18 protein-coding genes and 4 pseudogenes are annotated in these 26,254 nt (G+C 56.1%); 9 read left to right on the top strand and 13 right to left on the bottom strand.

What is annotated here, in order from left to right; all coding sequences use genetic code 11:
* Positions 1–21 precede the first annotated feature (21 nt).
* Positions 22–1,317 (bottom strand): ATP-binding protein, encoded by a 1,296-nt coding sequence (locus tag P2T68_RS20235; RefSeq protein ID WP_277378197.1) that lies wholly within the window; start codon positions 1,315–1,317, stop codon positions 22–24.
* Entirely contained in the window at positions 1,314–3,734 is a 2,421-nt protein-coding gene (locus P2T68_RS20230) for a TerB N-terminal domain-containing protein (protein WP_277378196.1), read from the bottom strand. Before P2T68_RS20230 ends, P2T68_RS20235 begins: the two co-directional genes overlap by 4 nt.
* A 278-nt stretch (positions 3,735–4,012) precedes the next feature.
* Here P2T68_RS20230 and P2T68_RS20225 point away from each other — a divergent pair.
* Positions 4,013–4,123 (top strand): annotated as a pseudogene (locus P2T68_RS20225) (glutathione S-transferase); the annotation flags it as partial.
* Between the two features lie 872 nt (positions 4,124–4,995).
* Here the strand turns inward: P2T68_RS20225 and P2T68_RS20220 are convergent.
* From P2T68_RS20220 to P2T68_RS20205, 4 genes are read right to left on the bottom strand one after another with little or no spacing between them, the layout of a single operon-like run.
* Positions 4,996–8,604 (bottom strand): response regulator, encoded by a 3,609-nt coding sequence (locus P2T68_RS20220; protein WP_024075602.1) that lies wholly within the window; start codon positions 8,602–8,604, stop codon positions 4,996–4,998.
* A gap of 7 nt (positions 8,605–8,611) precedes the next feature.
* The gene (locus tag P2T68_RS20215; protein WP_017530616.1) at positions 8,612–9,592 is read right to left on the bottom strand and encodes a MoxR family ATPase; all 981 of its coding nucleotides are present in this window, start codon (positions 9,590–9,592) and stop codon (positions 8,612–8,614) included.
* A gap of 11 nt (positions 9,593–9,603) precedes the next feature.
* Positions 9,604–11,520 (bottom strand): caspase family protein, encoded by a 1,917-nt coding sequence (locus P2T68_RS20210; protein ID WP_017530617.1) that lies wholly within the window; start codon positions 11,518–11,520, stop codon positions 9,604–9,606.
* Entirely contained in the window at positions 11,517–12,773 is a 1,257-nt protein-coding gene (locus P2T68_RS20205; RefSeq protein WP_017530618.1) for a hypothetical protein, read from the bottom strand. The genes P2T68_RS20210 and P2T68_RS20205 overlap by 4 nt, the downstream gene beginning before the upstream one ends.
* Positions 12,774–13,126: 353 nt before the next feature.
* Between P2T68_RS20205 and P2T68_RS20200 the strand changes: the two genes are divergently transcribed.
* The 3 genes from P2T68_RS20200 to P2T68_RS20190 are packed head-to-tail and all read left to right on the top strand — an operon-like array spanning position 13,127 to position 14,714.
* Positions 13,127–13,387: a hypothetical protein gene (locus P2T68_RS20200; RefSeq protein ID WP_236645983.1), complete on the top strand. Its 261-nt coding sequence runs from the start codon at positions 13,127–13,129 to the stop codon at positions 13,385–13,387.
* Positions 13,384–13,647: a Mov34/MPN/PAD-1 family protein gene (locus P2T68_RS20195; protein ID WP_227496797.1), complete on the top strand. Its 264-nt coding sequence runs from the start codon at positions 13,384–13,386 to the stop codon at positions 13,645–13,647. Before P2T68_RS20200 ends, P2T68_RS20195 begins: the two co-directional genes overlap by 4 nt.
* Positions 13,647–14,714: an SAVED domain-containing protein gene (locus P2T68_RS20190; protein WP_024075601.1), complete on the top strand. Its 1,068-nt coding sequence runs from the start codon at positions 13,647–13,649 to the stop codon at positions 14,712–14,714. Before P2T68_RS20195 ends, P2T68_RS20190 begins: the two co-directional genes overlap by 1 nt.
* Before the next feature lie 599 nt (positions 14,715–15,313).
* Here P2T68_RS20190 and P2T68_RS20185 read toward each other — a convergent pair.
* Positions 15,314–15,670 (bottom strand): type II toxin-antitoxin system RelE/ParE family toxin, encoded by a 357-nt coding sequence (locus P2T68_RS20185; protein WP_277378194.1) that lies wholly within the window; start codon positions 15,668–15,670, stop codon positions 15,314–15,316.
* A 2-nt stretch (positions 15,671–15,672) separates the two neighbouring features.
* Positions 15,673–15,963, bottom strand: a complete 291-nt coding sequence (locus P2T68_RS20180) for a type II toxin-antitoxin system ParD family antitoxin (RefSeq protein WP_027605753.1) — start codon at positions 15,961–15,963, stop codon at positions 15,673–15,675.
* A gap of 592 nt (positions 15,964–16,555) precedes the next feature.
* Here P2T68_RS20180 and P2T68_RS20175 point away from each other — a divergent pair.
* Both P2T68_RS20175 and P2T68_RS20170 read left to right on the top strand, forming a co-directional pair.
* Positions 16,556–17,506 (top strand): DUF6516 family protein, encoded by a 951-nt coding sequence (locus tag P2T68_RS20175; RefSeq protein WP_277378193.1) that lies wholly within the window; start codon positions 16,556–16,558, stop codon positions 17,504–17,506.
* A 74-nt stretch (positions 17,507–17,580) separates the two neighbouring features.
* Positions 17,581–17,775, top strand: a pseudogene (locus tag P2T68_RS20170) (transposase domain-containing protein); the annotation flags it as partial.
* A gap of 46 nt (positions 17,776–17,821) precedes the next feature.
* Here the strand turns inward: P2T68_RS20170 and P2T68_RS20165 are convergent.
* Complete coding sequence (locus P2T68_RS20165; RefSeq protein WP_055137773.1) at positions 17,822–18,181, bottom strand: hypothetical protein; 360 nt, start codon at positions 18,179–18,181, stop codon at positions 17,822–17,824.
* Between the two features lie 118 nt (positions 18,182–18,299).
* Between P2T68_RS20165 and P2T68_RS20160 the strand changes: the two genes are divergently transcribed.
* On the top strand, positions 18,300–19,106 hold the full coding sequence (locus P2T68_RS20160; protein WP_277378192.1) for a helix-turn-helix domain-containing protein: 807 nt from the start codon (positions 18,300–18,302) through the stop codon (positions 19,104–19,106).
* A gap of 53 nt (positions 19,107–19,159) precedes the next feature.
* Here the strand turns inward: P2T68_RS20160 and P2T68_RS20155 are convergent.
* From P2T68_RS20155 to P2T68_RS20145, 3 genes and pseudogenes are all read right to left on the bottom strand, one after another.
* Positions 19,160–19,767 (bottom strand): annotated as a pseudogene (locus P2T68_RS20155) (IS21 family transposase); the annotation flags it as partial.
* A 345-nt stretch (positions 19,768–20,112) separates the two neighbouring features.
* Positions 20,113–20,712, bottom strand: a pseudogene (locus P2T68_RS20150) (DEAD/DEAH box helicase); the annotation flags it as partial.
* Between the two features lie 21 nt (positions 20,713–20,733).
* Positions 20,734–21,884, bottom strand: a protein-coding gene (locus P2T68_RS20145; protein WP_277378190.1) for an IS3 family transposase whose coding sequence is annotated in 2 segments (ribosomal slippage) — positions 20,734–21,650 and positions 21,650–21,884 — 1,152 coding nt in all. Because the reading frame shifts where the segments join, the coding sequence is not laid out codon by codon here.
* Here P2T68_RS20145 and P2T68_RS20140 point away from each other — a divergent pair.
* Together P2T68_RS20140 and P2T68_RS20135 are read left to right on the top strand one after the other, a co-directional pair.
* Positions 21,883–23,157, top strand: coding sequence for a hypothetical protein (locus P2T68_RS20140; protein ID WP_277378188.1), 1,275 nt, complete (start codon positions 21,883–21,885; stop codon positions 23,155–23,157). The genes P2T68_RS20145 and P2T68_RS20140 overlap by 2 nt on opposite strands.
* Positions 23,158–23,500: 343 nt before the next feature.
* Positions 23,501–25,423, top strand: coding sequence for an ATP-binding protein (locus P2T68_RS20135; RefSeq protein ID WP_277378187.1), 1,923 nt, complete (start codon positions 23,501–23,503; stop codon positions 25,421–25,423).
* Positions 25,424–25,798: 375 nt separating this feature from the next.
* Here P2T68_RS20135 and P2T68_RS20130 read toward each other — a convergent pair whose 3' ends face one another.
* Positions 25,799–26,254 (bottom strand): MaoC family dehydratase, encoded by a 456-nt coding sequence (locus P2T68_RS20130; protein ID WP_277378186.1) that lies wholly within the window; start codon positions 26,252–26,254, stop codon positions 25,799–25,801.

Genomic DNA, 26,254 nt, shown 5'->3' with positions numbered 1-26,254 from the left:
AGCTGTTCGAAGCCTGATGAATCAGAGTGTGAAGGTGGCAAGTTCATCGTCCGCATCGACCTTCATATCATCCTCACCGCCGGAATCCTTGGCGACCTCGACCGCCCCTAGCAGTGTTCGCCAATCGGCCCCTGGGTTTTGCTCCAGGATGGCCAGTAGATTGATGAACGCTGTGATTGTGGTGCGCGGTGTGCGGAAGTAGGCTTCCCCTAGGCGTTGGTTGCAGTGAGCCATAAACAGAGGAAGCGCCTCGTCAGGCAGCAAATACTTTTCGGCATCGCCGCCGGCATATACGTGGCGGAGTTTTTGAAGCAGTACGTAGAAGTCTTCAGGGGTAAGACTGGTAAGGCGAATGACCGGCCCCGAGAGATCCACCAGTCCGGTTTTGGCAAACGAGTTCTCAGCCAATCGCGACTGCAGGGCGGGGTAGCTGAATAACCCTCGACGAGTGTCCATCAAAAACTCGGGCGTGCCACCTAGCACGAAACCCAATCCTTCGGATGACCCTTGCAATGAGTCGTTGAGGATGCGGAGGATCTGTTCGTAGTTGGCATTACGAGCCTGCGTATTCGCCAGTTTGTAGAGGTTAACCAGTTCGTCGAGGCATATCATCAGGCCACCGAACCCTGCGAGTCTGACGAACCTGGAAAGCAATTTGAGCTGGTCGTAGACGGAGGCGTCGTCAATGATCGTCCGCACGCCCAGGGCAGCGCGGGCATCGGTTTTGGTGGTGAATTCTCCGCGTAGCCAACGAATGGCGTCCGCCTTCAGTTGCTCATTGCCTTCCTCAAAGCCGCGGCAGTAGGCAGCGATCACCTCGGCAAAGTCATAGCCATTAACCATTTCGGTCAATTCGGCCAAGTGTTTACGAATTACTGTCTCGCTGTCGGTACCCGCTGCCTTGGCTTCTGTTTTGGCCTGGGAGATGAATTTCTCCACGATGCCTTGCATGGCACCACCGTCAGGCTTTGTGCGCGTTGACATATTCTTGGCCAGTTCGGAGTAAAGCGAGCGAGCTTGCCCCCCAGTGGCGTGTAACCGGCGGTCAGGGTTCAAGTCGGCATGCATGGTCACGAGTTTTCGTTCCATGGCGATAGCACGAACCAGGTTCAGAAAGAACGTTTTACCTGCGCCGTACTCGCCTATCACCACCCGAAACGCTGATCCGCTTTCCACCAGGCGTTCGACATCCTTGATCAGAGCATCAAGCTCACCTACACGGCCAACCTGAATCAGGTGCTGACCAACACGTGGCACTACGCCCGCGCGTAACGATTGAATGACCGCATCGCGATCCTTGGCTCTGATAGTGCTCATAGGGCTAATTCTTCCAGGATGTCTGTGTTTATCTCGACCGGGTCGTCGCCTTCTGTGACGGGCATGTCGAATCGTTCAAAAGCCATGTCGTTGATTTGTTCCAGAGCGCCATCGAGCATCAGCTCCATGTCGCTGGCAGCGGTTTCCAGTTCTGCGCGGCTCCATTCCAGGCGAGAGATCAACAGGCGGAGGAAGGCCGAGTGTTCTAGGTCAAGCCCAGGCACGTCCGCGCTCGACTCAGAATTCGGTTCAGCGCTTTCAGTCGGCCTCTCCGCCTCCTCAACCTGATCCTCAGTGAACACCTTGGCGAGGAGGGCGGAGACCTCCGCCGTCTCCCGCTGAAGCTGTGCAATCCGATCATGATCAAGGACGAAACCTTGTTTCGAAGATGAGGCAGGCTGCGCGCCGGGTTCGGCGGATGGGGAAGTGGTGGCAGGCGTCGCGGCAATACCCGCACCGGCTGCCGCCCCATGGAGGTCGCTGTAAAGCAACTGGCTATCCAATTGCAGTACCTTATACACACGCTCCAGCAACTTCACTTCCGCAGGGCTGACGATGCCATCGGCCTGCGCCAGATGAGCGAGGAAGGCGGCAATGGTGCGTTTTGCATCGACGGGCAAGGGATCGAGCTTTTTCTTAAGGCTGGCAAGCGTGGGCGGTTGTTGGAGTTGGATTTGCAGATGCGCTTTGAGGCGTTTGTGATGAGCACCGCTCAAGTGACTCCATGAATCGATATGCTGAGCAAGCAGTGTGATTTCTTCGTTGGAGGTATCACCGTCGGCCGAAGCCACCGCACTGGCCAAATCAAGGGTTACCGATGCAGCGTTGTATGCAGCAGACGCACGGAGTGATCCATCTTCAGGCTGGGTTACAAACAACGCGATCCGGTCCTCGGCTTTTGGCGTCTTGCTACCACCCAGTACGTCGGGTTCCATTCCAATATGCAGCGACTCCAATGCGCGGGCCAGAGCGAGTACTTTGTCTCGAGACAACGCGCCCGCGCTTTTAAAGCGTCCTGCGAGCTCTCCAAAACTCATGACGATCAGGTCGTTACCAATCCTAGACCGCAACTCATCCAATTCATCGTGGGCTGCCTTCGGCCAGAGCGCGACAGGAAGCTGCAGGAGCCCCTCAAGTGCCTCTGCGCTTTCAGGGTTTCTTCCCAAATAACGGCTGTAGGGCTCAACTTCGCTGGTGCATTGCTCGACCAGCAGTTGCAAAATTTTACGTGTGCCCGAGGTTGCCATGATGTCAGGTAGATCCCCCAGGGTAAGCGTGGGGGCCTTTATTACGGCAGAGGCAGGGCGATAGCTGGCCTTCAGCTTGGTTTTGTTCTGCGCCAATGTCAGGCCCGCAGGATAAGTGTTTTCGTACTTGAGCTTGAACAAGCGTGAAAACACATCTTTGCAGCGTATGACTGGCGTGCGTTTACTGATGTTGGGGTCAGCCAACGCCCATGCCAGTGCCCAATCGGCATTCAGCGGATGCTTATTGGCTGCGTGCTGACCTAAACCAATGCGCAGCGGCAAAGGCATTTCGTAGCTGTGTTCGGCAACATTGGGTGGCAGGCCAAGGTAGAGATTCGCGTCAACAGCGCGGTTGCCTAGGTAGTCAAGGAAGCCTTCTGCATAGCCTCGGAATGACCCATTTCCTCTATAAATACTCAGTAGACGCCGGACCTCGTCGACTATTAGAGGAACCTCATTAATGACCTTTGAATCGTAAATGGGATCAATGAGGGCTCGACGTTCTAAACCGTAGAAAAACAAAAATACATAGCCGGTATCCGCCAACGGATCACTACGCCCACCTGCGAGCCATTGCAGGTATCCGCGTCGCGCTTGCGGTGTAATGGAGTGAAAGCTCGGCCAATAAGACATCAGTCGCTCATTGAGGTCGACGTAGTTCTTGGCAATCCGAAGCTTTGGGTTGATCAGTGAAGGCTCTTGAGCATCATGTGTGCTACCGAGTGTGCTCCCGATATAAAACATGCCGCCAGGCAGGGAGAAGCCGGCAACTTCGATGATTTCGCCAGCAGGCACCCAGCGGGCGTCGGCCTTCTGTGAGCTGATACTTGGAATTTTAAAGGTATTGGCAGGGGGAGAGCCGAGTTGCACCGTATAAAACTCGGGGCTTTCCTCATTGTCCCTATTGCTCGTCGAGACTTCACGCATGGAAAACGTTACGCCCAAGCTTTGTGGCTGTTGCGGGCGTACATTCTTTGCAGCGGATGCTTGAAGCTGATTGAGCCGGCGTTTTCCGCGTTCGGCCAGCAGCCACATAATGGTGCCGATACCCGCTATGACACCGATCGCTATCCAGGCATTTTTTGGGATAGCAGCGAGAGCACTGAATGCCAGAGCAAAAATAATAAGTATGCCGGTGCCACCGGAGTTTTTTGCTTTCTTCCTTGCCATGTGTCATTTCAACCTTGAAAAATGGGTGCTGGCGCAATGGCAGTATCCAATATTTCTAACGCTTGAGCCAATGGCTTGGCTGAGCAGATGATCGGAAAGTTGAACGATCTTGGATGTAGGTCATTTCAGCTCAAGATTTGATGCTTAACGCATTTCATCTGAACGTCACGGCGTTTACGTGAGCCATCCTCAGTAATTTCAAGCATCAGTAGTGAGACCTGCCTGACAACAACTTGAGTCTAACGAAGCCTTCCGCCCCCATTAGTAGATACGGACCATATACCCAGGCGGATATTCCTGTGGGACGCTCGGTTAATCGCTGGTTCGACACGCCGTTCGAGCATCCGTGGTTGCCGGCAGTGGCGGATTATTTCCAGCGCTTGAGCGAACTTGCCGGATCCCTCCTGCAGGGCATAGGTGCCACGGGGTGGCGTAGGGGCGCCCTGATGCAGTGTCCTGCTGGCCCTCGGCATCGTTGGAAACGATCACGTGCCGCTGTCGTCTTGGCCGAATGATGGTGCGCTACCATCATTGTCGATCACACGACTCCTCACTTCTTCTCGTATGGAGGTTCTCAGCTATTAACTGAAGTTATCGACTAGCGCTCACGGCGGCTGGGAACGACGCCGGGGAGACTTTTCGAGAACGGAACTGTTGAGCCTTAGACTGAGGGCATCCTTTTCAAAACATCCAAAGCATGCCCTCAGATGTGCCCCCAATGTACCAATCCACTGGAAGTGGATGGAGCTCCATGGTTTGTGGAAAGGCAAAAATGATCAGATGAACAGCCTGCCCGACGACGCCTAGAGACTCTCAGGATCGCCGAAAAACATTTTGACTGGGCTCTAGGACGGTAGTTATCACCCGAAAAAATCGAATCGTGCCCCCAGTTTTGCCCCCTTTATCAACCAGCTGATTCTCGCCAACTATCCACCCGGTGCTTATTTCAACTTACTTCTGGGGCGCATGCTGTCGATTTTCCCCTACGGCACCCTGACCTGCCGATGGCCGCAGCTGAACAGGCGAGTATCGTACTTCTGGAGCGTGATTCCGTTCTTCTGCGAGTTACGACCGAACGTTTATGTCGCGCTGGCCTGCAACGGCCACGGCACTTGCTGGGCGCGCCGAAGCCGGCGTGAAATCCGCCTGAGCCGATACTGTTGAACGAAATGAACTTCACCCTTCATAGCGAGCAGTTAAACGCGGGGCTGGAGGGCTGATCGAGAGCTAGTAGCTGACAGCGCTGTGGGCATCAGGGCACTTACGCTTTGACGCTGGGGCCATCGATGCACTCCATGACCCACCGCAGCAGTTTGTCCGACTTGCTCGTGGACCCTTGAGCGCCATTCTGCAGCGCCAGATCGTGGTGTTCAGGCAGATCTGAGCTGGCGTAGATGAAATAAGGGGTCAGGTTGCCTGCTTCGCGCAGGGCCTTGAGCAAGACATAGCCTTCAGCCGATCCCTCCCTACGGCCCATATCGGAAATGATCACGGCAAAACGGCGCTTCTCAAGCGTCTCCAAGGCCTCGTCGGTGGACAGCGCCAAGGTGCAGCGCACTTGTTGGGAGGCCAGAGCGTGGCGCTCCCACTCGTTGTTACCCGGCCGATCGTCGACCCACAGGACCTGACGCATCCAGCGACTGTCGCTAATGGCCGACAGTGGCTCCTCGAACACCCTCACCGTCCTGCCATCGCTGAACGCGATGCGTTGCCCGGTCGCCGAAAGTCCCAGCCTCACATGCCTGACCTCGGCGAGCGCGGTGATGACCTGCCAGCTGTTCAGTCGGGTCATGCTCAGGGTGTCCCATAGGTCCAGACGTCCATACGCAGTCAACGTGGCGAAGCGATGGCCATCGGCGCTTGCCGCCGCCTCTCGCAAGATGCCGTTAAGGTACCGGGGTTGCCGGTCGAGCAACGGCTGCGACGTGCGGTTGGAAACCCGCATATCATGGATCGAACCCTGGTGCAGGAAGCCTGCCGCGGTAATGGCGAAGACGGAGTCATCCAGCGTCCAGCCGGCAAATATCTGGTCATGCAACAAGGTATGCACGTTGTCCTCCTTGCGCAGGTCGCAGATGGACAGCAGGGGGACTTCGGGGGGGTGGAGTTTTCTGGCAGTGCTGGGGGACAGCAAGCGGGGTTCCTCTCCTGCGATCCACCAGCGCCGGTCCAAGGGTGAAAAGACCGGTCGTCGTGGGATGCCTTCACCTGAAATCACCTCTTTCAGAGGGGCGTTTTGATCCTCTCGGTCGCGCTTGATGTAGGTCGAGCCTTGCGCATCCATGCAGACCAATTGCTCCGCACCGGGCTGCTCGTTTCGAGACCCGCGAGGTGTTTCGAGTGCGGGACGGACGAACAGGTGAGTCAACGGAATTGACGAACGATGGAAGGCCAGCAGCCCGCTGTCGATGTCGCCACTCAGGCTTTTGCGACCCACATTCAATGCGGCCACTGTCGTTGCCGCACCATCATGGCTTGCGATGCCGATCTGGTTCTCCGAGAGCCACGTCATGGCCGTTATCGGCTCGTTCTCCGTAGGTAACAACCGCTGTATTCGTTTGCAAAGTGTATTGGTCAGCCAACTCAGCTTCGCCCAGAACTCAGAAGTCGATAGGTACCCAGATGCCTGCAGATCACGCTCTTTCAGGTGAATGGTTTTGTGGATCAGAGGATGGGCGGAACGCTTTGCGCCCATCTCCACGCAAGAGGAGAGGATGTTCTTGCGCGCGATGAAACGTTCTATCGCGGTAAACTGCAGCGGTTGGGCATGGGCCCAGCGTGAATACTCGCTCGTCTGGAATATCAACAAGGCCTGAGCCGGATTTCGCCGGTTGTTCAACACGATGGGATTGCGCAGCCGCTTGATCCGGACACGACCCGGCAGGCGCGCCATCAGTGCTTCGCTGAGGCGACGAACGATCATCTTGATGGCTTCGAGCTTTCCGCCTTCGTCCTCAGGCCCTGCCGGCACCCACCAGTACAGGACCAAGGTCGGTTTTCTGATGCTGGCGACGTTTTTCTGCTGGCGCAGGGTCCTGCTGTCGGTTTCGTGGGCCGGTCGCCAGAGATCGATCCCGCTGAAGGTGCGAATCGCCAGGCGTTCTTCATCGAAAGGCGACCATTGCAGTTCCTGGACCGGTTCACGCAACGTGCGTGTCCACTGGTTCTGTGCGGACTGCAAGGGTGGAGCTGGTTTGGGCGCAGGTGATCCTTGGTCCGGGTCGGGCTCCGTAGAATGTACTGGTGTCGGCTTTCCGGGTTTTTGCGCTGTGCTGCTGGTCGCGCGCGGCCGCAGGCCGATCCGTTCGAGAAACCCCCGGGAAACCATGGCGAATGCTTGGTGCTCGGACGACAGCTCGTGCAACTGTTCGTCACTCCAGGTCTCTACCACCGCACGCATGTCCAGGGTGCTGTCATGCATGCGTTCCAGATAGCGTCCGACGAGCAACTGCGTCTCCAGCCCCAAGACCTTGGGCATGCCTTGCTGCAACAGGGGGCGCACGCCTTCGATGAAATCGTAGGTCAGGGTATCGGCTGGGGTGTCAGCGGATGAGGGCTGTACTTTCAGCAAGCCACCGAGGACAAATTCGGCCAAATGCGAGGTATCCGAGTGTGGCAGCATCGCCTGCTGTACCCAGCGCATCACCGGGAAGCTCAGCGGTGCGGTCACCGACAGGTGCTGGGCAAGTAGTCGGGCAAGGGGGGACGACGCCATGCGGTATTGCATGGCCAGGCGCTTGGCGTCCACAGGAGGCGACGTCTGCTCTTGCACCTCATCCGCCGCTGGCACTTCCGGTTCACGCTCATCCAGCAGGATGGCGGCCATCGACCCTGCGCGCCCCATCAGCAGCCTGGCCCAAGCACTCAAGGGCTGAACCGCCAGTTCGACCAAGGGAATGGCCAGCCGGGCATCGTCGCGTACCGCAGCGTTGCTGAGGTGGAGTACGCGGACATCCAGCGCGCGTGCAGGAACCAATGCCCGTGCGCTGCTGACTGAGGCGTCCGGGGTGCCGGTCCAGGTCCGTGACCATAAGCGGCCGGGCAGGGTGTGCAGCAGCGCAACCGGCTGGCGCGCCGCCAGGCCGCGCAGCAGTTTCAGGTAGGTGCCGTCCCACCATCCGTTGCTGGTGAAGTCGCTGGCGATCAGGATGATCTCCCCAGGCCACCATTTGATGCGCTCTGCCGACCGCTCGACGCCGATGGGCTGGCCTTGCCGGTCGAGTTCACTAAGCACCGCCATGGGCGCTTCTGCGCCGGCTTCGCGCTCGCCCAGCGACCACTCGCGCTGCAACTTGAAGGTGCCCTGGCCATGGAACAATGCCGCCAGCTCATCTAACGGCTGCGTCCACAGGGCGTTGGTGCCGCTGCGTTCCCTGATCAGGCTCAGACGCAGCGAGCGGCGCGAACCTGGCATGAACACCGGCTTCAGTGCTTGCAGGCTGTCCTCGGCGACGCTTCGGACCATCGCCCGTTCGTCGAGCCGTTGCGAAGGTTGGCGGTGTTGTGAGCGCAGTTGCTTCACTGCGCGCTTGAACGCGGCGCGCTCGGGCAGCGAGGGAAGAACGCCAAGCGCTGCCGTCTGTCCCGCGACCGGGCTTGCGGCAGTCGGGACGAGCGGGATGTCATCGACGACTGGCGAGGTTGGAGGCGGGCTCTCGACCGTGGCCGGCAGGGCGGGCGTGCTAGTAGACGTGTCGATGGGCGCCTCCACGTCTTCCTGCCATGCAGGCTCGCTGGGGCGCTGCGCGAGCGGCTTCTCTGCGGCGTTATGCGCGCCCATGGCCATTCGCAGCCACAGTGTGTTGGCGATACTGTCGCTGTCCACCGACGCGCCACTTTCGCGCAACGCCTTTATCAACGTGTCGAGCATGGTCGTGTCAGCTCAGTGGGCGGGTCAGCAGGTCGTAAAACTTCTGCGCTTCGTCAGGCGTGCCCTGGTTGACCTTGTGGATCAGGTAGGCAGCGTTCAGCAGCTGGTCGGTGGCGCTGACCGTATCGTTCTCGGCAAATTCCGAGATGTACTTCTGCACCTTGGCGGCGGCCTCGCTCCCCATCTGTGCTTCGACGATCTTCGTCAGCGCCTTGTCATCCGGTGCCTGCAATTCGATGCGAATGCAGCGGCGCAAGAATGCCGCAGGGAACTCCCGTTCGTCGTTGCTGGTGAAGACGATGAACGGAAACTCATGGCACTGCACCCGTCCGCCCCTGATCCTGGCTTTCTCAACCTGTGCTGTCATGACCTTGGCGGACGATGCGACCCGTACCTCCACCTCTTCGCATTCATCTCGCTGCAACTCTGGGATCTCGAACCAGCCCTCTTCCAGCGCGTTGAGCAGGTCGTTGGGCAGGTCAGGGTCTGCCTTGTCGAGTTCATCGATCAGCAGCGCCCGCGGGCGCTTCGACGGCAGCAACGCTGTACCGAGGGCTTGCAGGCGAATGTACTTGCCAATGTCCGGCGCCGAGCCGCCGCTCAGGCTCTGGTCGCGCAGGCGGCCGATGGCATCGTAGTCGTACAGGCCATTTTCCAGGGTCGTGCGCGAATTCACCGGCCAGACCAGCACCGGGCCCAGTTTCAGTTCGTAGGCGATACGGTAGATCAGCGAGCTTTTTCCGGTGCCTGGAGGGCCGGTGACCAATAATGGACGACGGAGAATCAGGGCGGCGTTGATCGCATCGATGATTGCGGGCGGCGTCTGGTAGGCCCTAGCATGATCCCAGTAGCGGTCGTCATCCTCGACTGATCCGCAGTCGTACAGTTGATCGGCGGCCGGTTCGACGAAAGTGCGCCACGGTGGTGCGGGAGGCAGGGTAACGGTCGCAGGTTTGCGCTCACCCGAAAAAATGTGCCACTGGGTCATGTTCATGTCCTTTAGGAGGGTTGCTTGAAGCGACTGGAAAAGCCGCCAGCACCGTCTGGAATCTGGTCGGGGTTGTCAAATATGCAGGTAATGCCATGCTGCCCTTGGGCGTTGAGTGTGGCCAACTCGGTGCGGGTCTGGTGCAGGTAGGCAAACAGCCCGCTTTCCACGATCGCAGTGACCTGCTCCATATGCGCAGGCTCGCACCATGTGGCACAGGCTGCGCCTTGCTTGAGCAACCGCTCGAGGTCGGCCCTCTGGGTGTCTAGGTGCGCTGTGCCGTGCCAAAGCCAGTCACTGCGGGGCATCGCGGTGCCGGAGGAGAGCCAGGCCATTTTCGGCGGTCGCCCGCTGTTGACCTTGGCGTCCTTCCAGTGGCGTTTCCACACACGATTCCAGCGCTCGTCGGTCCAGCGCTCCAGAATGCGCAACGCCAGCAGCGACTCGCCATGGCCCAGGTACGCGGGTACCTCATCCCGGATGAACTCAAGGCCGGTATAGGGCTGGAAAAGATCCGCCGCCGGCACCACGACTTCGAACAGGGTGGTGCGATACACGCATGGACTGGCGCAGAGTTGCTCCAGCACACTACGCAGGCGTTCGGTCAGGCTGGACTGAGGCGTCGTGAAGGGCTCCATGTCGGTGGGCTCGTCATTAGAGTACGTCCACACCCGAGTTTCGTTTGGGTTTTGGCTACCGCGCAGGTCGATGATGATGAGGTCTGCTCTTGCCATCGCCTCGTTCTCGAAATGGCCCTTCAACTGGTTTACAGCGGGCCTGTCGTGAGCGCCGGGCCATTTGAGGATCCAGTTAAAGACCTTCTCGATGTCGGCGTCCCAATTCGTGCTGCCGCAGTTCTCCTTGAGCTGGACCATCACCGAATGCAGGTGGATCGCGAACTGTTCAATGTTCGTCAGCCCGCAATCCTCGGGGGCGACCAGTCCGTCCAGCAACTGCAGCAGCGACAGGGGGCGGGTCGGGCGCTCTGATGTTCCGCGCCGGAACCGTCGGGAGATGGCCTGGATAAAATCCGTGGTCATCCCTTGGCTTGTGCCGAGTATCCGTTCCAGTTCCGCCAGAGCGCCTTGGTCGGTGGCGAGGGAACCCAAGACTTGCGACTGCTCCTCCATGTTGTGATCGCGATAGGAGACGGACATCCGGTTGTTGAGAGCCCAGGGAGAGGCGTCCATCGCCTTGCGCACCTCTTCGATATTCAGCCCTTCCAATGTGTCCTGGCCTGCAAGGGCCTTCATGAGGGCGGAGGAAAACCCCCCGGTCTGTCGTACTTGATCGTTGCCGGCCGATTGGCCGGGACGTGCGGCGTTGAAGATATATTGATGGCTATCAGGCACCGTCCTTGGTGAATCTTGAATGGCCAGGCATTTCAGGGGGAGGCCTCCCGGCAGGGTCGCGCAGATGTCCTGGATGATCCACTGGCGGTGGAAGCGGTTCGCGCCGGTGTAGTAGGCGAACCGGTTGGCAATCCCTGTCAGGTTCACCACGTGGCATTGGCGCTCGGAGGCATCGGCAGTAACCAGGTAGCGCTTTGGTGCTTCTCCACCTTCCCACAGGCCATGACCGCCCAGGTAAAGGACCAAGGTTTTCACGCCGACACCGTCCGGTGTGAGCAGGTTCTGGGGCTCCAGGATGTCGTCCAGTTCTTGGCGTGTGGGGTTCTGTCGCAGTTCGACGCCTGCGTCGCGCAAACAGGCCTTCAACTGCTCGCGTTGCTCGCCCAGCGCTTCGCTGATGTCGGTGTCCTCGTTGATCAAGACCTTCATGTTGCCTGGGAGGACGCCTTTTTCCAGCAGCCAGTTGGCCATGCGCAGCGCATCCATCGCCGGGCCGTTGAGCGTCCAGCCGGCTTGTCGGTAGCACTCGATACCGACCACGATAGCGTAGGTATTCGCTGCCGAGCCGAGCTTCATGTGCCAAGGGTTTCCAGGAATCCGGCGATCCGCTTCCAGACCTCGACGTTGTCCCAGTAGGTGCTATGCGATGCAGGGAAGGGTTGATGGCTGCGGATTTCGCAGTCACTGACCCTGGCGCCGTTGCCCAAGATGGCCTCTGCCTTGAAGGACAGCAGGTCGTCACGATCGTAGATGTTCAGCCAACTGGGCATATGGCCCGGCAATGCGGCGGGTTGCTGGAGTTGGGTTAACGCGCCGATCTCGTACAGAAACGGTGCTTGGGAGCCGGCGGTGATCACGGCCTTGACCTGAGGTGGCGGCGACGAGATCAACAGATCGATGCAAGCGATGCCACCCAGGCTGTGGGCTAGCAGCACCACTGGCGTCTCACCCGCGTCTGCAACCGCCTTGGCGATGATCGAGCGAATTGTTTCGCCCCGGGCCTGGTAGAGCAGGATGTCGCCAACGGCAGGCGTCGCTGCATTGGCGATGCTGTGGCGATAGGTCCGTCCGCCCCAAGCGGCGACCTGAAGCACCGGGTCGGCAACAACTGCGCCAAGGAAGGTGCGTAACGGCTTGGTCACGAAGCTGACGATATCGCCGACCACTCCTCTGACCTGAGCGCCGCTTCCTCCCATGAGGTGGAAGGCCGCCAGTTGCAGCGCGTCGCGGGTGGTGGACGGAACCACGGGTGACCCCGTAGTCATTTGCGCCTGCACCCAACCTGCTGTCACGGCCCGGGCCAGCAACTCGATGAGAGGGTCGAGCCCCTTGCCGCTGTTCTTGCCGAACTGGACGCCCTCGGCGATTGCGCTATCGAGTTCCGGTAAGTTATCGATCGCTTCTATCGCAGCGACGGCGCTACCGTCGACCTTGCCGGGCACGGGGGGCCAGGTGCCAGTGTCGATTGCATTCCGCAGTTCGGCCAGTGCCTTGCGCACTTTAATCACCGGGCTGTCGCCGAAGCCGTCGAAGGCTATGTCACCACTCGTCCTGGCGGCCAGCAACCGCAACTCGACCAGCGGATCGTCGTACAACAGTGCCCATTCGGCGAGGGCTTCGTCTTCGGGCGTTTGCTGGTTGATGGCCCTGGCCTGGTCATACAGCGGCACCGACAAGCCCTTGCCGATATCACTGCCATGGTCGCCCCAATAACAACCCGTCACGGATGCAGCGGGCAGAAAGTGCGCCACATGAGCCTTGACCGTATTGAAGGTGGCTTCGAATGCGGGCAAACGAACGCCCGTGCCGTGCACGAATATGATTTTCATCGTCCGTCCTCTGGATGCTGGCAGCGTTAAATCGGATGGCATATCGCCACGCCGCCCATAATCTTAGCAATTAGGGGAAAAGAGAAGTGGCAGAAAGCCATTTCGGCGAACAATCATAAGATGCTCTAAGGTCCAGACCATCTCCATCCCGGCCTTAGAAGTCCAAGAAGACGTCACTGTGATTGCTGCGCACCCGTCTCGCTTTGCCACTGACCTACTTGCTCGTCCCGAAGCGACGATCTTCCCATACTCCGCTTATTTGATTGGCCTGTCTGGAAGATGGCTCTTTACGGCGCCATTCGATGTTAGGCCGATCGATCTTGGCCCAACCGATGGTCGGAGCATGGAGGTACATGATGGCGACGTTGAGGCCTTCAAGGAATTCTTCGCAGACCTTCTACCAAAAGCCAACGATGCAAGTTGAATTTGCGGATAGCGTCAAGGAGCAGTTGCGAAAGGCGCTCAGAGCGGCGGGTAGTCGAGAGATTGGCAGTGTGTTGATGGGGGAGCAGATTGAGCCCGGTCATTTCCGAGTTGTTGACTTGATGATTGACAGCCAGACGGGAGGGCAAGCGCATTTCGTCCGGAGCTCGGAAGCCCATGCCGAGGCATGAATGCGTTCTTCTGCGAAACCGGGCATCAATATGATCGCTTCAACTACTTGGGTGAGTGGCATTCGCACCCTCGATTCCCGGTGACGCCTAGTGCTCAGGACGTTGAGTCTATGGTCGATCTTGTCAACGGTGAGCGCGGTATCGATTTTGCGGTACTGCTGATCGTTCGGCTGCAATGGTGGCGGAAGATCTCATGTTCTTGCACCTTGTTTCGTCGCCATTTTAGCCCATCACCGGTTGTCATTCTGGAGCATAGATAGTGATAAATTACTTCATTAAATCGCTTATCGATTGGGTCTTCAGGCGATGTTTGCCGGGCGTCACACTGATTCGAGTAGGCGTGCCCCTCTTTGGTCTGGTGCTCGTAGGACTGACAGTCGGCATTACGATTCCAACTTCCCAGGTGCCGTTTAACTTTAGCTGGGATACCTCTGGAAGCTCCGGTGCATTGAGTTGGGGTGTGTTCGCGAGAGCTTGTGTGATTGTATTGCTAGGTGGATGGCTGGTCGTTCGTGATATCCGCCGAGAGAGCCGTAAGAAGGTCATCGTGATCAAGGCCAGAGGGTTGAGAGATTGGCAAGGTCAACCTCTGGCTTCAGCAGTTCCCTCATCAATACTCGGTCGCCGTGAGCAGGTGATCATCGACTTGAGGCAAGGAATTGTAGACGGACAGATCGTGAGCCCAGAGGCTGCAGTACGTCGAATTTCAAGCCTGCCTGATGACATTGCACGACGTTGCGATGGGTTGGATCGATCCGATATATCGTTTGTGCTCGGTGGGCTTGCACCGGTGCCATTGCTTTTTCTCCTCGGAGTGATCGTCGTCGACGAGTCAAACACGGTCATCATGGACTGGGATCGGCTACTGCGTGCCAGGCGTGGGTTGACCGTTGATGATGACGGTAAACGCTTTGTGGTGGCAGGCTTGGATACCTTGCAAGCAGGGGCGACCCGCGTGGCGCTCTGTGTGTCCGCTTCGTACGATGTTTTGGATGTTGATGTGCAGATCACTGAGGCAGTAACGCCCATTATCCGGATGGATCTGGAAGGCCGTGGTACCGACACGCATTGGTCCGAGTTGAAACAACAACTCGCTCAGCTGTTTCTCGATACAGTGATTTCCTTGGTTCGAAAAGGCGTTACAGAAATAACTTTGTTTCTGGCTGCCCCTGCAAGCCTGGCATTGCGGCTAGGCATGCTGTATGACAAGCGGAATCTCCCTCGCCTGGAGGTCAATCAGTACGAACAGGCCGATCCCAAACGATTCCCTTGGGTAGTGCGCATGCCTGTAGCGGGGGTGCTCCAGCCGGAAATAGTGCACCGATGATGTCGCTAAAGTTCTCTTGGCGCTTAGCGACACACTGATGCTTAGGCAGGATTGCGGGCAGTGGGGGCATCCTTTTCAAACCATCCAAAGCATGCCCTCAGATGTGCCCCCAATGTAGCAATCCACCGGAAGTGAATGGAGCTCCATGGTTTGTGGAAAGGCAAAAATGATCAGATGAACAGCCTGCCCGACGACGCCTAAAGACTCTCAGGGTCGCCAAAAAACATTTTGACTAGGCTCTAGAATAGTGTTTTCAGGTCGATAACGCTTTTGTTTGCCCCCATTTTTGCCCCCATTCGCACCGAGTGTGCGAGTGATCGCGAATGGCGATCTCCGACGGGCTCCAGTATGGCAGTGGCTGGTATTCAGTGCGCCTCCGTATACTGGATGAGCAACCCGTATCTGGCAAATCCTTGGTTGTTCGGAAGAAGGTTGGGTAATGAGTCGATATCCAAGCGGATAGTCCGGTCAGACCCAGAACCCACCACTTCAATTGACGGCCGAGTCGGCCGGCAGCGAGGACGCTCGGATTGCAATGTGGAGGCGGCGCCTTACCTTCGCTATTCCTGGCCTGTTAAGCCGTTGGGTCAGGTCGCTGATCAGTCGTTCGGCAAGTGCAACTGCACTTCCATGGCGTCATGAAGGAGTCTGACGACCTCGATCACGTCGTCGTTTGCCACACGATAGAACACGATATGGCGTGGGCTTTTGACCGTTCCATGGGTTGGTTTGGCCTGTTGGCGTGAATAGATGAGGTGATAGCTGCGAAGGCCCGGTGCAAGCTCATCGCGGTCGTGGCTGCCAATGCGATAAGGCGTGTCGGCAAGCGCTTGCAGCGCCGCGAGGATAAGCGCCTGGTAGCGCTGGCGTGCTTGATCGCCGAACTGCGTCTGGGAGAGTCTAAGGATGTCGACAATGTCGGCGCGCGCCGGGTTGGAAATCCGATACTGCGGCATGCTCAGTGTTTCTCTCTCGCGGGGAGGGTTGCCTCCAGGCTCAAGCCCTCGAGGTAGTGCTCCAGATCCCCTTCGTTCACCTGAGTAAAGCGCCCGTGCTCAAGATCCATGATGCCGATTGAGGTCGCCTGACGCAGTGCCTCAATTTTGGCGGTGTCTTCGGCGACGCGTTGTTCCAATAGCCGCAAACCTTCTCGCATCACTTCGCTGGCATTCTGATACCGGCCAGACTGCACTAGGTCCTGGATAACCTGTTCCTGGTGAGGGGTGAGCACAACGTTTCTCGTTGCCATAATGAGCTCCAGCTTTCGGTGAACAGTTTCTTCCGATCATTGGCATATTATGCCATTTTGCTTGCGAGCACATGGTTTGAGGTTTGGATCTGACGAACTGCGTCGTACGGGGTCGTTCTTTGCTCCATGCGCACAACGTCAAAAAAGCTGGCGCAGGGGGGCGTAGTAGACATCTTGATTAGTGTGGAATTGGGCCTTCAGTTTGACCAAGCCTTGTTTGATGGGACGGGCAGGCTCCCCGATCATTTGCAGTGCAACGGTGGGAGGGCGGACGTCCCAAGGCACGCGCGATGTAAGTGTACGAACTGGCTTGGTGTGGGTGACAGCGACCAGAAGCAGACCTTAGAAAAAGTATAGAAAATCAGAGGCGATTCATGCGTTGTCGCGGCGACGAAGCTCTGTTGATGATGACGGCTTGTGAAGTCGCCTGGCTGTCCCCATCTTGAGTGCAAGACAATCACAGGCGTGGAATCTAACGTTGAAGCTCAACGATGTAATTAAAGACTGCATAACTCTCAAGCTCGATGGCCGCGCGACTGATGGCGCGATATAAATCTTCGGCGGCAATTTCCTTTCCGAACAAAAACCGGTATTGCCGATTGAGGTTCGGGACAAGGAAACGTTGCTGTGGATGATGCAAGGGGCAGACGACGTTCATATTTATGTGGCCTCGGGAGTGTTTCATTTCAACGCCCTCTACAAACCGGCCGACAGGTTTCCTGCGGCGAGAATCTATTACCTAAAGACCGAAAACTTGCTAGCCCTCGGCAGCGTGGGCGTGTTTCTTGAGAGAAACGGATTAACCCTCAAGCCGATCAACGACGCTGGTTTCTCCAAGCTTATCGACGATCTTGACTATCCTCAGCGCTTCAGCACCTGGCGCCAGGAGCGTGACAGTGAGGCCCGCTCATTTGAAGGGCTTTTTAATGGCCGGCGCAAAAATACGGCGGTGGACGGAGCGATCTGGCTTTCATCCGATGGCAAGTGTTTGGTGTGCGGAGCAGAAACAGATCGGGTGTCAACGACTACGGTACAGGGAGGCTCAGGTCTGTTAATCGGATTGCAACTTTGCTCGACACATGAAGCAGAGGCGCAAGAGCAATCAACGTTGCTGAACTACGTCGCCAAGCATCTGGGTGGGATGGTAATGTTCGACAATTTCCAGCAAGTAAGCGCGAGTGAGGCACTGGAACTGGCGTGCGAAGCCCTCAAAACGGAGCTCGACTGCACCGTTGAGAAAGTGCAAGACCAAGCGATCACGGCCCGAAGGCCTTCCGGGGTGGCCGTTATCGTCAGGTACGTATCGCCCATGAATTACGCTTACAACGTTCAAGCGCCCGACGGAACGAATTTATCGCGAGTCGACTCGGCGAACCATCATAAGGTGCCCTACGGTCCTGACCATCACCATCCTGACCTGAGAAAGTCCAAGAAGAAGATCGTCGAGTCGAGCTTTACCTATGGGAACGTTGGGATGGATGTGAAGCTGATCAGAAAGATGATCCTGGACGCCGAAACTAAATTGATGGTTACGAGTGAATGATCTGTACGCTGGCCTCATGCGCGAATCAAGCAGCCCTCCCCAGCGGCGTCAATCACCGATTAGTTTTAGGATGATTGCGCAGCGGCAAACGGGCGGCAGCAATCATGAGTTTGATCCAGTCTGCGCGCATGAACGGGCATGATCCGTATGCTTACTTGAAGGATGTTCTGACTCGCCTGCCGACGCAGCGGGCGAGTGAGATTACGGAGTTGCTGTCGCATCGATGGGCGCCCATTCAATCACGCAAGGCGTGTTGGCCGGACATCTAGAAACAAAGGAATTGCCAAACGCCAACGGACATCCTCTTCATTCCTTTTAGTCGAGATTGCGCGAAATATTGATGCTGTAACCGGTGGTATCCGTAGGCAGCTTCTTCTTGGCGAATCCGTTGATAACGAGGTAAAGCAATGGGCCAATCGATACGAAGACTGCTGTTATCAGAAAGTAAGGCACAAGAGAGACCGCAGATCGGCCTTTGGAGCGAGCGTCCCGATACATCCAGATGCAAGCGAGGACGCCGAGCAGGTAAAGGTCAATAACTACTTGGGCAGTGTCCGGGCTGGATATTAACTCCAGGCCGAAGTCGATGAGCGATTGATCGGCAACGAACATGGTACCCACCGTATACAAGGAAAAAATCACCAATGTGGCAAGTGAGAGGTAGGGTCTTTTCATTAGTCCTCCTTGAGCAAGAAGCGATGATCAACGCTGACAAGGTAGTGATATTGTCACGACGAGATCAATGACCTCACAGGTCATGGACTCAGCCAATTCGCGCCGTCAGAGTCGAACAATGAGCACCCGACCTTTTCCTCGAACGACACCCGCCATCACTGCAAGTGAGCAGTTGCGTCAACTGCGACGTCAGGCAAAATTGAGCCAACTCGACCTAGCCTTGATGTCAGGTATTTCTCAGCGCCACCTCAGCTGCATCGAGACAGGGCGCGCCAAGCCAAGCCCAGGAACTCTGCATAACCTACTCATGGCACTCGATGCGCCTCTAGAGCATTGCAACAGTGTCTTTCTCGCCAGTGGTTATGCACCGCGCTACGAAGCAACACCTCTTACCTCGCCAAGCATGGAGGCTGTTCGTGATGCTATAACTCACCTGCTTCATGCCAACAACCCCGCACCAGCGATTGTCTTGGGGAGTCAGTGGGAGATATTGGCAGCCAACGCCAGCACTGGAGTGCTGTTCGATCTGGTCGGCCTGAGTGCCGATGCGGCAGAAGGCCTAAATCTGTTGGTAACGCTGCTGGAGCCTGGAGGGTTGGGCGATCATCTGAACAACGTCGAGGAAATCAGATTGATTGCTTGGCAAAGGGCAGCTAGAGAGGCCCTGAGCAACCCGGGGCTCGCTACGCTTCTGAAAAGCCTCCCCATGCCTCAAGAGGCTTCCACGTTGACAAACGAACTGCCTCCGTTGGTACTGACGCGGCTCGACTCAAGGCACGGGGAACTGAAATTCATGTCAACTTTTACAACATTTGGCATGCCTCTCGACATTACGATGGAGTCGCTGCGTATTGAGCATCTGATTCCTGCCGACGCGAGAACCTGGGAAGTCATGGCCCGAGCCTATGGACAATTGAAATGCTGATGCCGTTATCTTCGGTTCAACACATTCATAGGTGTGTTCGCCAGACGCTTACGATTGTCGGACACCAGGATCTGTGCGGTGCCGCCGAAAAAAGCAAAACGGCGGGCGTACGAGCCCAGCCAGTCTGGTAGCTTTTGCGACCAAGTAGCCTCGGCAAAGGTGTAGCTGGAAGCGCCAAGCACGGCGACGAAGATCTGCGCTTGGCGGATCTCACCGGTTCGACGGTCAATGACTGGCACGGTCTGGCCGGCGTAATCGACGAACAGCTTCTCACCGGCCCGATGTTCCTGGCGCATGACCACATCGACCTTGGCGGCCCAGAGGCGGTAGTGCTCGCAGAACCAGCTGTACTGGAAGCCCTGCGGTTGAGCGAGCCGATATTCCTGCCAGAGCAGCGCCAGGGTGACGCCGGGACGGCGCAACTCGGCGTGTACCCACGCCCAGTCGGGCATCGGGCGCTGGGCACCGGCACTGCGGGTGGAAACAGCCGTCGATTCAGCTCAGCATCAGAAATATCGATGGGCCACTGTAGCCCACTGGCTGCGAATCGGCAAAGATAATCCCCCGCACTTGAATGGCCGATGGATAAGCTGGCGGCGATCTTGCGCACGGACAGGCCGGCGTCGAACTTTAGGCGTAGTACCTCTCGGATTTTACGCATGGATAAACGCTCTACGACGACCTCTTCGCTGCGATAAAAGAGGTCGATGGTAGTGAATAGTCCTGCGTTGCTGCCTGCCTGAAAGTGTCCGGATGGCCGTGGAATCGGTGTCCGGATGCTCGTGGAATGAGTGTCCGGATGGTCATGGAATCCCCAGCGGATGCCGGAAAATACATCCGCTTCTTGGTCGAAAGCTGGGCGCAATTCGCGCTCCGCTAGCTCTTGGACCACGTAGGCCATGCCTTGCCATTTGTGGCGCTAGGCGGTAGGGGATTCGTCTGGAAATGCCTTGGTATTGTTCGCACAGGTGATTGCCCGAACACATCAACCTCTCAAGGTTTAGATTCAGATCATCGACTGTCTCTGGGCAAAACAAACAGCGGTTGAGATATCGAGCGATATGGAAGCAAAAGACTTCACCAGCAACGACTCCGGCAACGCCCAATCCCACTTTTCGCGCAACATATTCTGTACGTCCTCTAAAATCGAATTGAGGTCACTTGGGTCTAAGTCCCCAACAACTGTGAGCGCCTCTCTTACCTGATCGATATTCGCATCGATCTCTATAGCCAGACCCGAGTTATCACAAGAAAGGCCCGCATGATTAAGCAGCAGCCTTAGCGCGTCATTGGCGTAATCACCCAACCAACTAATCAAATAACATTTCCCTCCAGACTCGATAAGATACCGCTCGCCAAGCCCCAATAAGGCAAACGTTTTCCGGGCCTCGTCGAGTAAAGCTTTGGCACCATGATCGATAAAAGGGCAGGGGCTGGAGTCCGCCAAGACTGCTCGCATCTCCGCGCGTACGGCGTCATGTACCATTGCGCCCAAGCCATCGAACTGTGGAGGAGCACCGCCGCGTGCCGCTGAGACGATGATGACCTTGGCCTGCAGGTCAACATCACGCACCTGCCATCGACGGCCACCGAAGATAATGCGTTGGTCTGAATCGCCCCGGATTCTCTAGACACCTTGCAAGCTCATTGCATAACGCTTTTCAAACTCTACCGGTGACAGGTGATTGTTGAAACCATGGCGGCGTTTTGCGTTGTAGAACATCTCGATGTAATCAAACACATCACTACGAGCATCTTCGCGCGTGGAATAGATTTTCCGCTTGATCCGTTCCCGCTTTAGAAGCTGGAAAAAGCTCTCAGCCACGGCGTTGTCATGACAATTGCCTCGGCGGCTCATGCTGGCAACCAAATTGTTCGCCTTCAAAAAACTGCGCCAATCGGCGCTGCTGTACTGGCTGCCCTGGTCGGAGTGAACCATCACCTCCTGCTTCGGTTTACGCCTCCAGACCGCCATCAATAACGCATCAATGGCCAAATCACTGGTCATCTGCGACTTCATTGACCAGCCAACGACCTGACGAGAAAACAGATCCAGCACCACTGCCAAATACAGCCAGCCTTCATACGTACGAATGTAAGTGATGTCGGTGACCCAAACTTTGTTGGGTTCTACGACATCGAACTGGCGCTTCAGTAAATTGGGTGAGGCGACCGCTGGCTTACCGCCGTATTTGCCAGGACGGCGTCGATACCCTGTCTGAGAGCGCAGACCTTCAAGACGCATCAGCCTCGCCACACGATGCCGACCACAATCCTCACCGACTTCGCGCAGATCGTCATGGACTTTGCGATAGCCATAAACGCCGCCGCTCTCCAGCCAGGAATGCTTGATCAAACCCAGCAGTCGCTGGTCGTCTTTGGCGCGTACAGATTGCGGCTCAGACAGCCAGGCGTAATAACCGCTGGGATGGACTTTCAGCGTCAGGCAAAGCCGTCGAATGGAATAATCGCCCGCTCGCTGCTTGATAAAGGCGTACTTCAACCGCACTCCTTGGCAAAGTACGCGGCGGCCTTTTTTAAGATGTCTCGCTCTTCGGTGACGCGCTTGAGTTCGGCTCGCAGACGACGCAGTTCAGCGTGCTGATCGTCGTCTTGCTGCCGTTCTGCCTGAGGTTTGCTGTAGCGCTTTATCCAGGCATAGAGGCTATGCGTCGACACGCCAAGACGCGCCGCCACATCAGCGACAGGCAGCTTCTTTTCGGTCACTTGATTGACCGCTTGGATTTTGAACTCTTCGGGATAACGTGGGTTGCTCATGGCACCTCCTGATTGGCCTCAGTTTAAGGCATGGAGGTGTCTACGAAACCCGGGGCGATTCACTCAAGGCGAGATCGTTCAGCTTTCACTCAAACGTTCCGGACTTGTAAATCGTCAAACTGAGTTGTCTGAAGAAATTGCACAGCTCAATCGAGAGATTTCACAGATTGATGCAGATTTGCATGTTCTGACAACGGAAGGCGATACCCTTAAGTCTCAAGCGTCCTATCTGCTTGTCTCTCAGTACCTGATGAATAATGGTATCAATTCAGCCCAGTTGGCTGAACATTGTCAGGTCGAGAAGAGTAAATTTGAATCTCAACTTGCTAACGCCAAGGCCGTTACTGATGAGCTGACGACTCAGTGCAGTGCACTCCAGCAGAAGATGCTGTCCGATGGGACGTGGGTGAGTTTTGTCCAGCTACGATCTCAGAAAGATGGGCTTGATCTGGAATTGGCTCGCGCTCAGTCCGCAATCAACGCTTTCTATGAAAGCCTTGCCACGTTGATTGTTGTTCGCTCAGAGGATCGTTTAGACCAAGTCAAAGCACTGATCACCAGTGAACTCCAGACCCGCCGCTTGCGCACCGAGCAACTTGAAACCGCTGAAAACAGTTTCAAACTGCTGTTGGAGCTGATGGCGTCCTTTAAACCCTACATCAAGCGCTTATCCCTTCAAAATGAGTTGGCTGAACTGGAAGTGGAGCTAGATCAGCGAAGCCAGGTTGACATGCTTCTGAGTACGGAACGGTTGGCTGTGATCGAGCAGCTGAAGACTTTGATTAACAATTTCTTCTATGAAGATCTCATCAACGTTATCTACAAAAAAATTGACCCGCATCCATCCTTTAAGAAAGTAGAATTCAAGCCGGATTTTGACTCTGATAAACCAGGTTTGAACATTGTCGTGAGTGACGAAGATGGGGTTTTGATTTCGCCAATCTTGTACTTCAGCGCTGCTCAGTCCAATATTCTCAGTCTCAGTGTGTTTCTGGCCGGCGCGCTTCATGCCAAGGATGATAAGGGTAATCCGATTGATGTCGTGATGATCGATGATCCTATCCAGTCGATGGACTCCATCAATATTCTCTCAACTATTGATCTTTTGCGCAGTATCTGCCTACAGTTTGATAAACAAGTTATTATCTCTACGCACGATGAAAACTTCTTCGGCCTTCTGCAGCGCAAGATTCCAGCTGAGATTCTGGGAGCAAAGTTCCTGCAGTTGGAAAAATTTGGAGTGGTAGTGCCTGTCGAGCCATTCCTAAATTAGCACGTTATCTCGGAAGGGATTAATTCGCCCCTTCCGTGATACACCGCCCGACGACGGAATATTTAGGCGGTCTGACATGGCGCGGTATCTGCTAATCAACCAAATTAAGGAAGTTGTTGTTAGCTGGAGGGGGCTACAAATTAGTTTGTCGTCTCGAATCAGATAACCGTTGAGTAAGCTGGTTTTACGCCGGCCTTGGACACTGGAGGTCCAAATATTTTGAAATGAAAGCTGTTGAATGATGCCGGTATCGAGTGCGCTTTCGGAGATCATTGCTACAGCCACTGAATATGCGTAACTATCGCGGCTTAGTAGAGTTCCGTAACTGACCTGAGGACCGCCGATGGCAACATCAGTGATCGATTTCCGAGCCATCCGCACACATCACGGCAGCCAGCACGCCGGTTTCGAGGAGCTCGTCTGCCAATTTGCCGCGCTCGAGTCTCAGGGTGGCGTACCGTTCCACCGCAAGGGAGCGGGTGCCGACGCAGGACTTGAATGTTATCGAGTCGAGCCCAACGGATCTGAAACTGGATGGCAGGCCAAGTTTTTCTTCGAGCTCGGTAGCGGCGAAGCGGGGCAGCTCAAAGACTCCTTTGAAAACGCCGTAGCCAAACACCCCGCACTCGCCACCTTCATCGTATGCATACCTTTCGACTTGTCTGATGGCCGTGTTGAAGGCCGTAAGTCTGAGCGCAATCGCTGGGATGACTGGGTGATTGCGCGTCAAGCTTCCATCGCGCCTCGTGTAGTTGAAATCCAACTCTGGGGCGGTTTCCAGCTCACAGAACGACTCTCACGGAATGATCCACTGTATGTGGGGCGTCGTACCTATTGGTTCGATCTCCCTCATTTTGGGTGCGAATGGTTTAAAGACCGGTTTGCGATCAGCCGTGCCGCTCTCGGTCGCCGCTACACGCCAGAACTTAATATCGAACTGCCTATTCGTCAGGCATTAGTCGCATTCGCACGAGATCCCGATTTCGCGTGCAAGATCATTGGTTGGGCTGATGATCTCGACGAGGCGAGACATCGTTCGCTACGCAGCATCGGCGCGGCGCTGGGAGGAATATGTGATATTGATTTCACTGCGCTCGGCGACCAAATGGCTGCGATATCTTCAGCAATTCGCGGCGTACCACTTGGCCCCGCGAATCTCATTCCATTCGGGGAATGGAGTGCTTTATTGGCGATTGCAGCTGCGGCGCTCAACCGCTGTCGCAGCGGAATCTGGGAGCTACGTCGGCAACCCGGCGCGGGTCAGGACAGTGGTCGCGACGGTCTTCATTTTGCCGAACATTTGCGCGAAGTGATCGATCGCGTTGTCGAGGAAATCAATGCCCCCTCGACCAACTTCGCTAATTCACACCGCCTGCTGCTGAGCGGAGAGGCGGGCGTTGGTAAGTCACACTTGCTGGCCGATGTCGCCGAGCATCATGTTGCGCAGGGCTTTCCCGCCGTCCTAATGCTTGGTGGAGCGTTCAGTGATGCGGAACCTTGGCGACAGATCGCCGAGCAGTTGGGGCTGACAAATGCTCCTCCGGACGCAATTCTCGGTGCGTTTGACTCCGCTGCCGAAGCAGCTGGCACCCGCGCGTTAGTGATGATTGATGCGATCAACGAGCGTAATGGTGTAGCGGTTTGGTCCGAGCGTCTTGCCGCGTTCCTCGCTGTGGCCGACCGTTTTGAACATATAGCGGTCCTCGTTTCCTGTCGCTCGACCTTCACCCCTTATATCGTGCGCGACCTTGATACGACCACGTTACCCAGTTTGGAACACCCAGGTTTCGCAGGAAGGGCGGCTGAAGCTGCGCGTCGTTACCTCGACCAGCGTGGCATCGTTCGAATGGCAGCCCCGCATTTCGCGCCAGAGTTTGAGAACCCGCTGTTCCTGCGTACTTGCTGTGACATGCTTGAACGTCGTAATGAAAGCGAACTTCCGCGTGGACTGGCTGGCGTGTCGAAGGTTTTCGATTTTTATTTCAACGCGGTGGTCGAGACGCTCAATTTGCGGATGGGCTTGGCGCCACGGCTAAAGCGTATAGAGGCGGTCCTCACGGCGCTCATGGAAGAGATGGTAGTTGCCGGTACCGGCTATCTCTCTGGAACGACAGCTGACCGTTGCACTACGTCAACGGCTCAACGAGGCGGCGCAAGTGTCCAACGACGATTTTGGATTTGTATTAGACGAACGCTAAAAGTATACCGAGGTCATTCGGCCGGCATGATGGTTAAAGTGTCCTTTGCTATCAGCCAAAAACGGTAACTGCGTTTTATAAAGTGCGAGTTAAGCAGCAAGCCTTTCGCAGGTTTTAGGTGATTATTCCAGTTTGATCGCATCTATCACCTCGTACTACGGCTCAATAGGCGTTGGCCTCTTAGAGGGTAGAGGCATCAAGCTTGGGGTTCGCCACGTGAAATAAAGCATCAGGGTCGCGCCTAGTGCAAAGGGCAATCCCACCGATAGCGATACCTTGTAGGCCAGTAATACTCCCGCTGCGCCACCAACGAAAGCAGCTAGCAGGAGAAAGTAGGCGTCTTCAATTCCCCTTCCTGGTCTAACAATAAAATTTATTAAGTCCTGCATGCGTGGTTCCGATACAAGAGGTGTTTTTGGCATGTCTTGGCCGCCGTTATAAATCTAAGTTTCATCAATTGTTATTGATGCGAGTAGATTTCTCTCGGTGTCATTGGGGATCAGCCCTGTTGTTTCGGCGAGCAAGACAACCTGGCCGTTAATGTTGTTCACGGTTACTTCGGCTCGCGCTCGATTACCGTCATCGATCCCCATGATTTTCCACACGCAAGTCAGCTCATCGCCAATGTAAACGGGGCGCTTGAAGCGAAAATTCATAGAGGTGGCCAGCCATCCCAATTGCCCTCCGATTTCCGTAATCAGCGTTGCAGTCAGCAAGCCATGAGCGATGACACCATCAAAGCCTTTTGCTTCTGCGTACATAGCGTCGGAATGCACCGGGTTGTGGTCGCGCGATATCACCTCAAACTGAACGATATCTGCGTGCGAAAAAGTGCGTTTGATTTCGAAAGTATCGCCTTTCTCAAGTCCTTCGATTGCTCTCTGGCGTATTGCGTTCAT

The organism is Pseudomonas sp. G11, assembly GCF_029457515.1.
In the GTDB taxonomy this organism is placed as follows: domain Bacteria; phylum Pseudomonadota; class Gammaproteobacteria; order Pseudomonadales; family Pseudomonadaceae; genus Aquipseudomonas; species Aquipseudomonas gorinensis.
The sequence above is the reverse complement of the archived record's forward strand: the minus strand, read 5'-3'. Positions and strand labels throughout refer to the sequence as shown.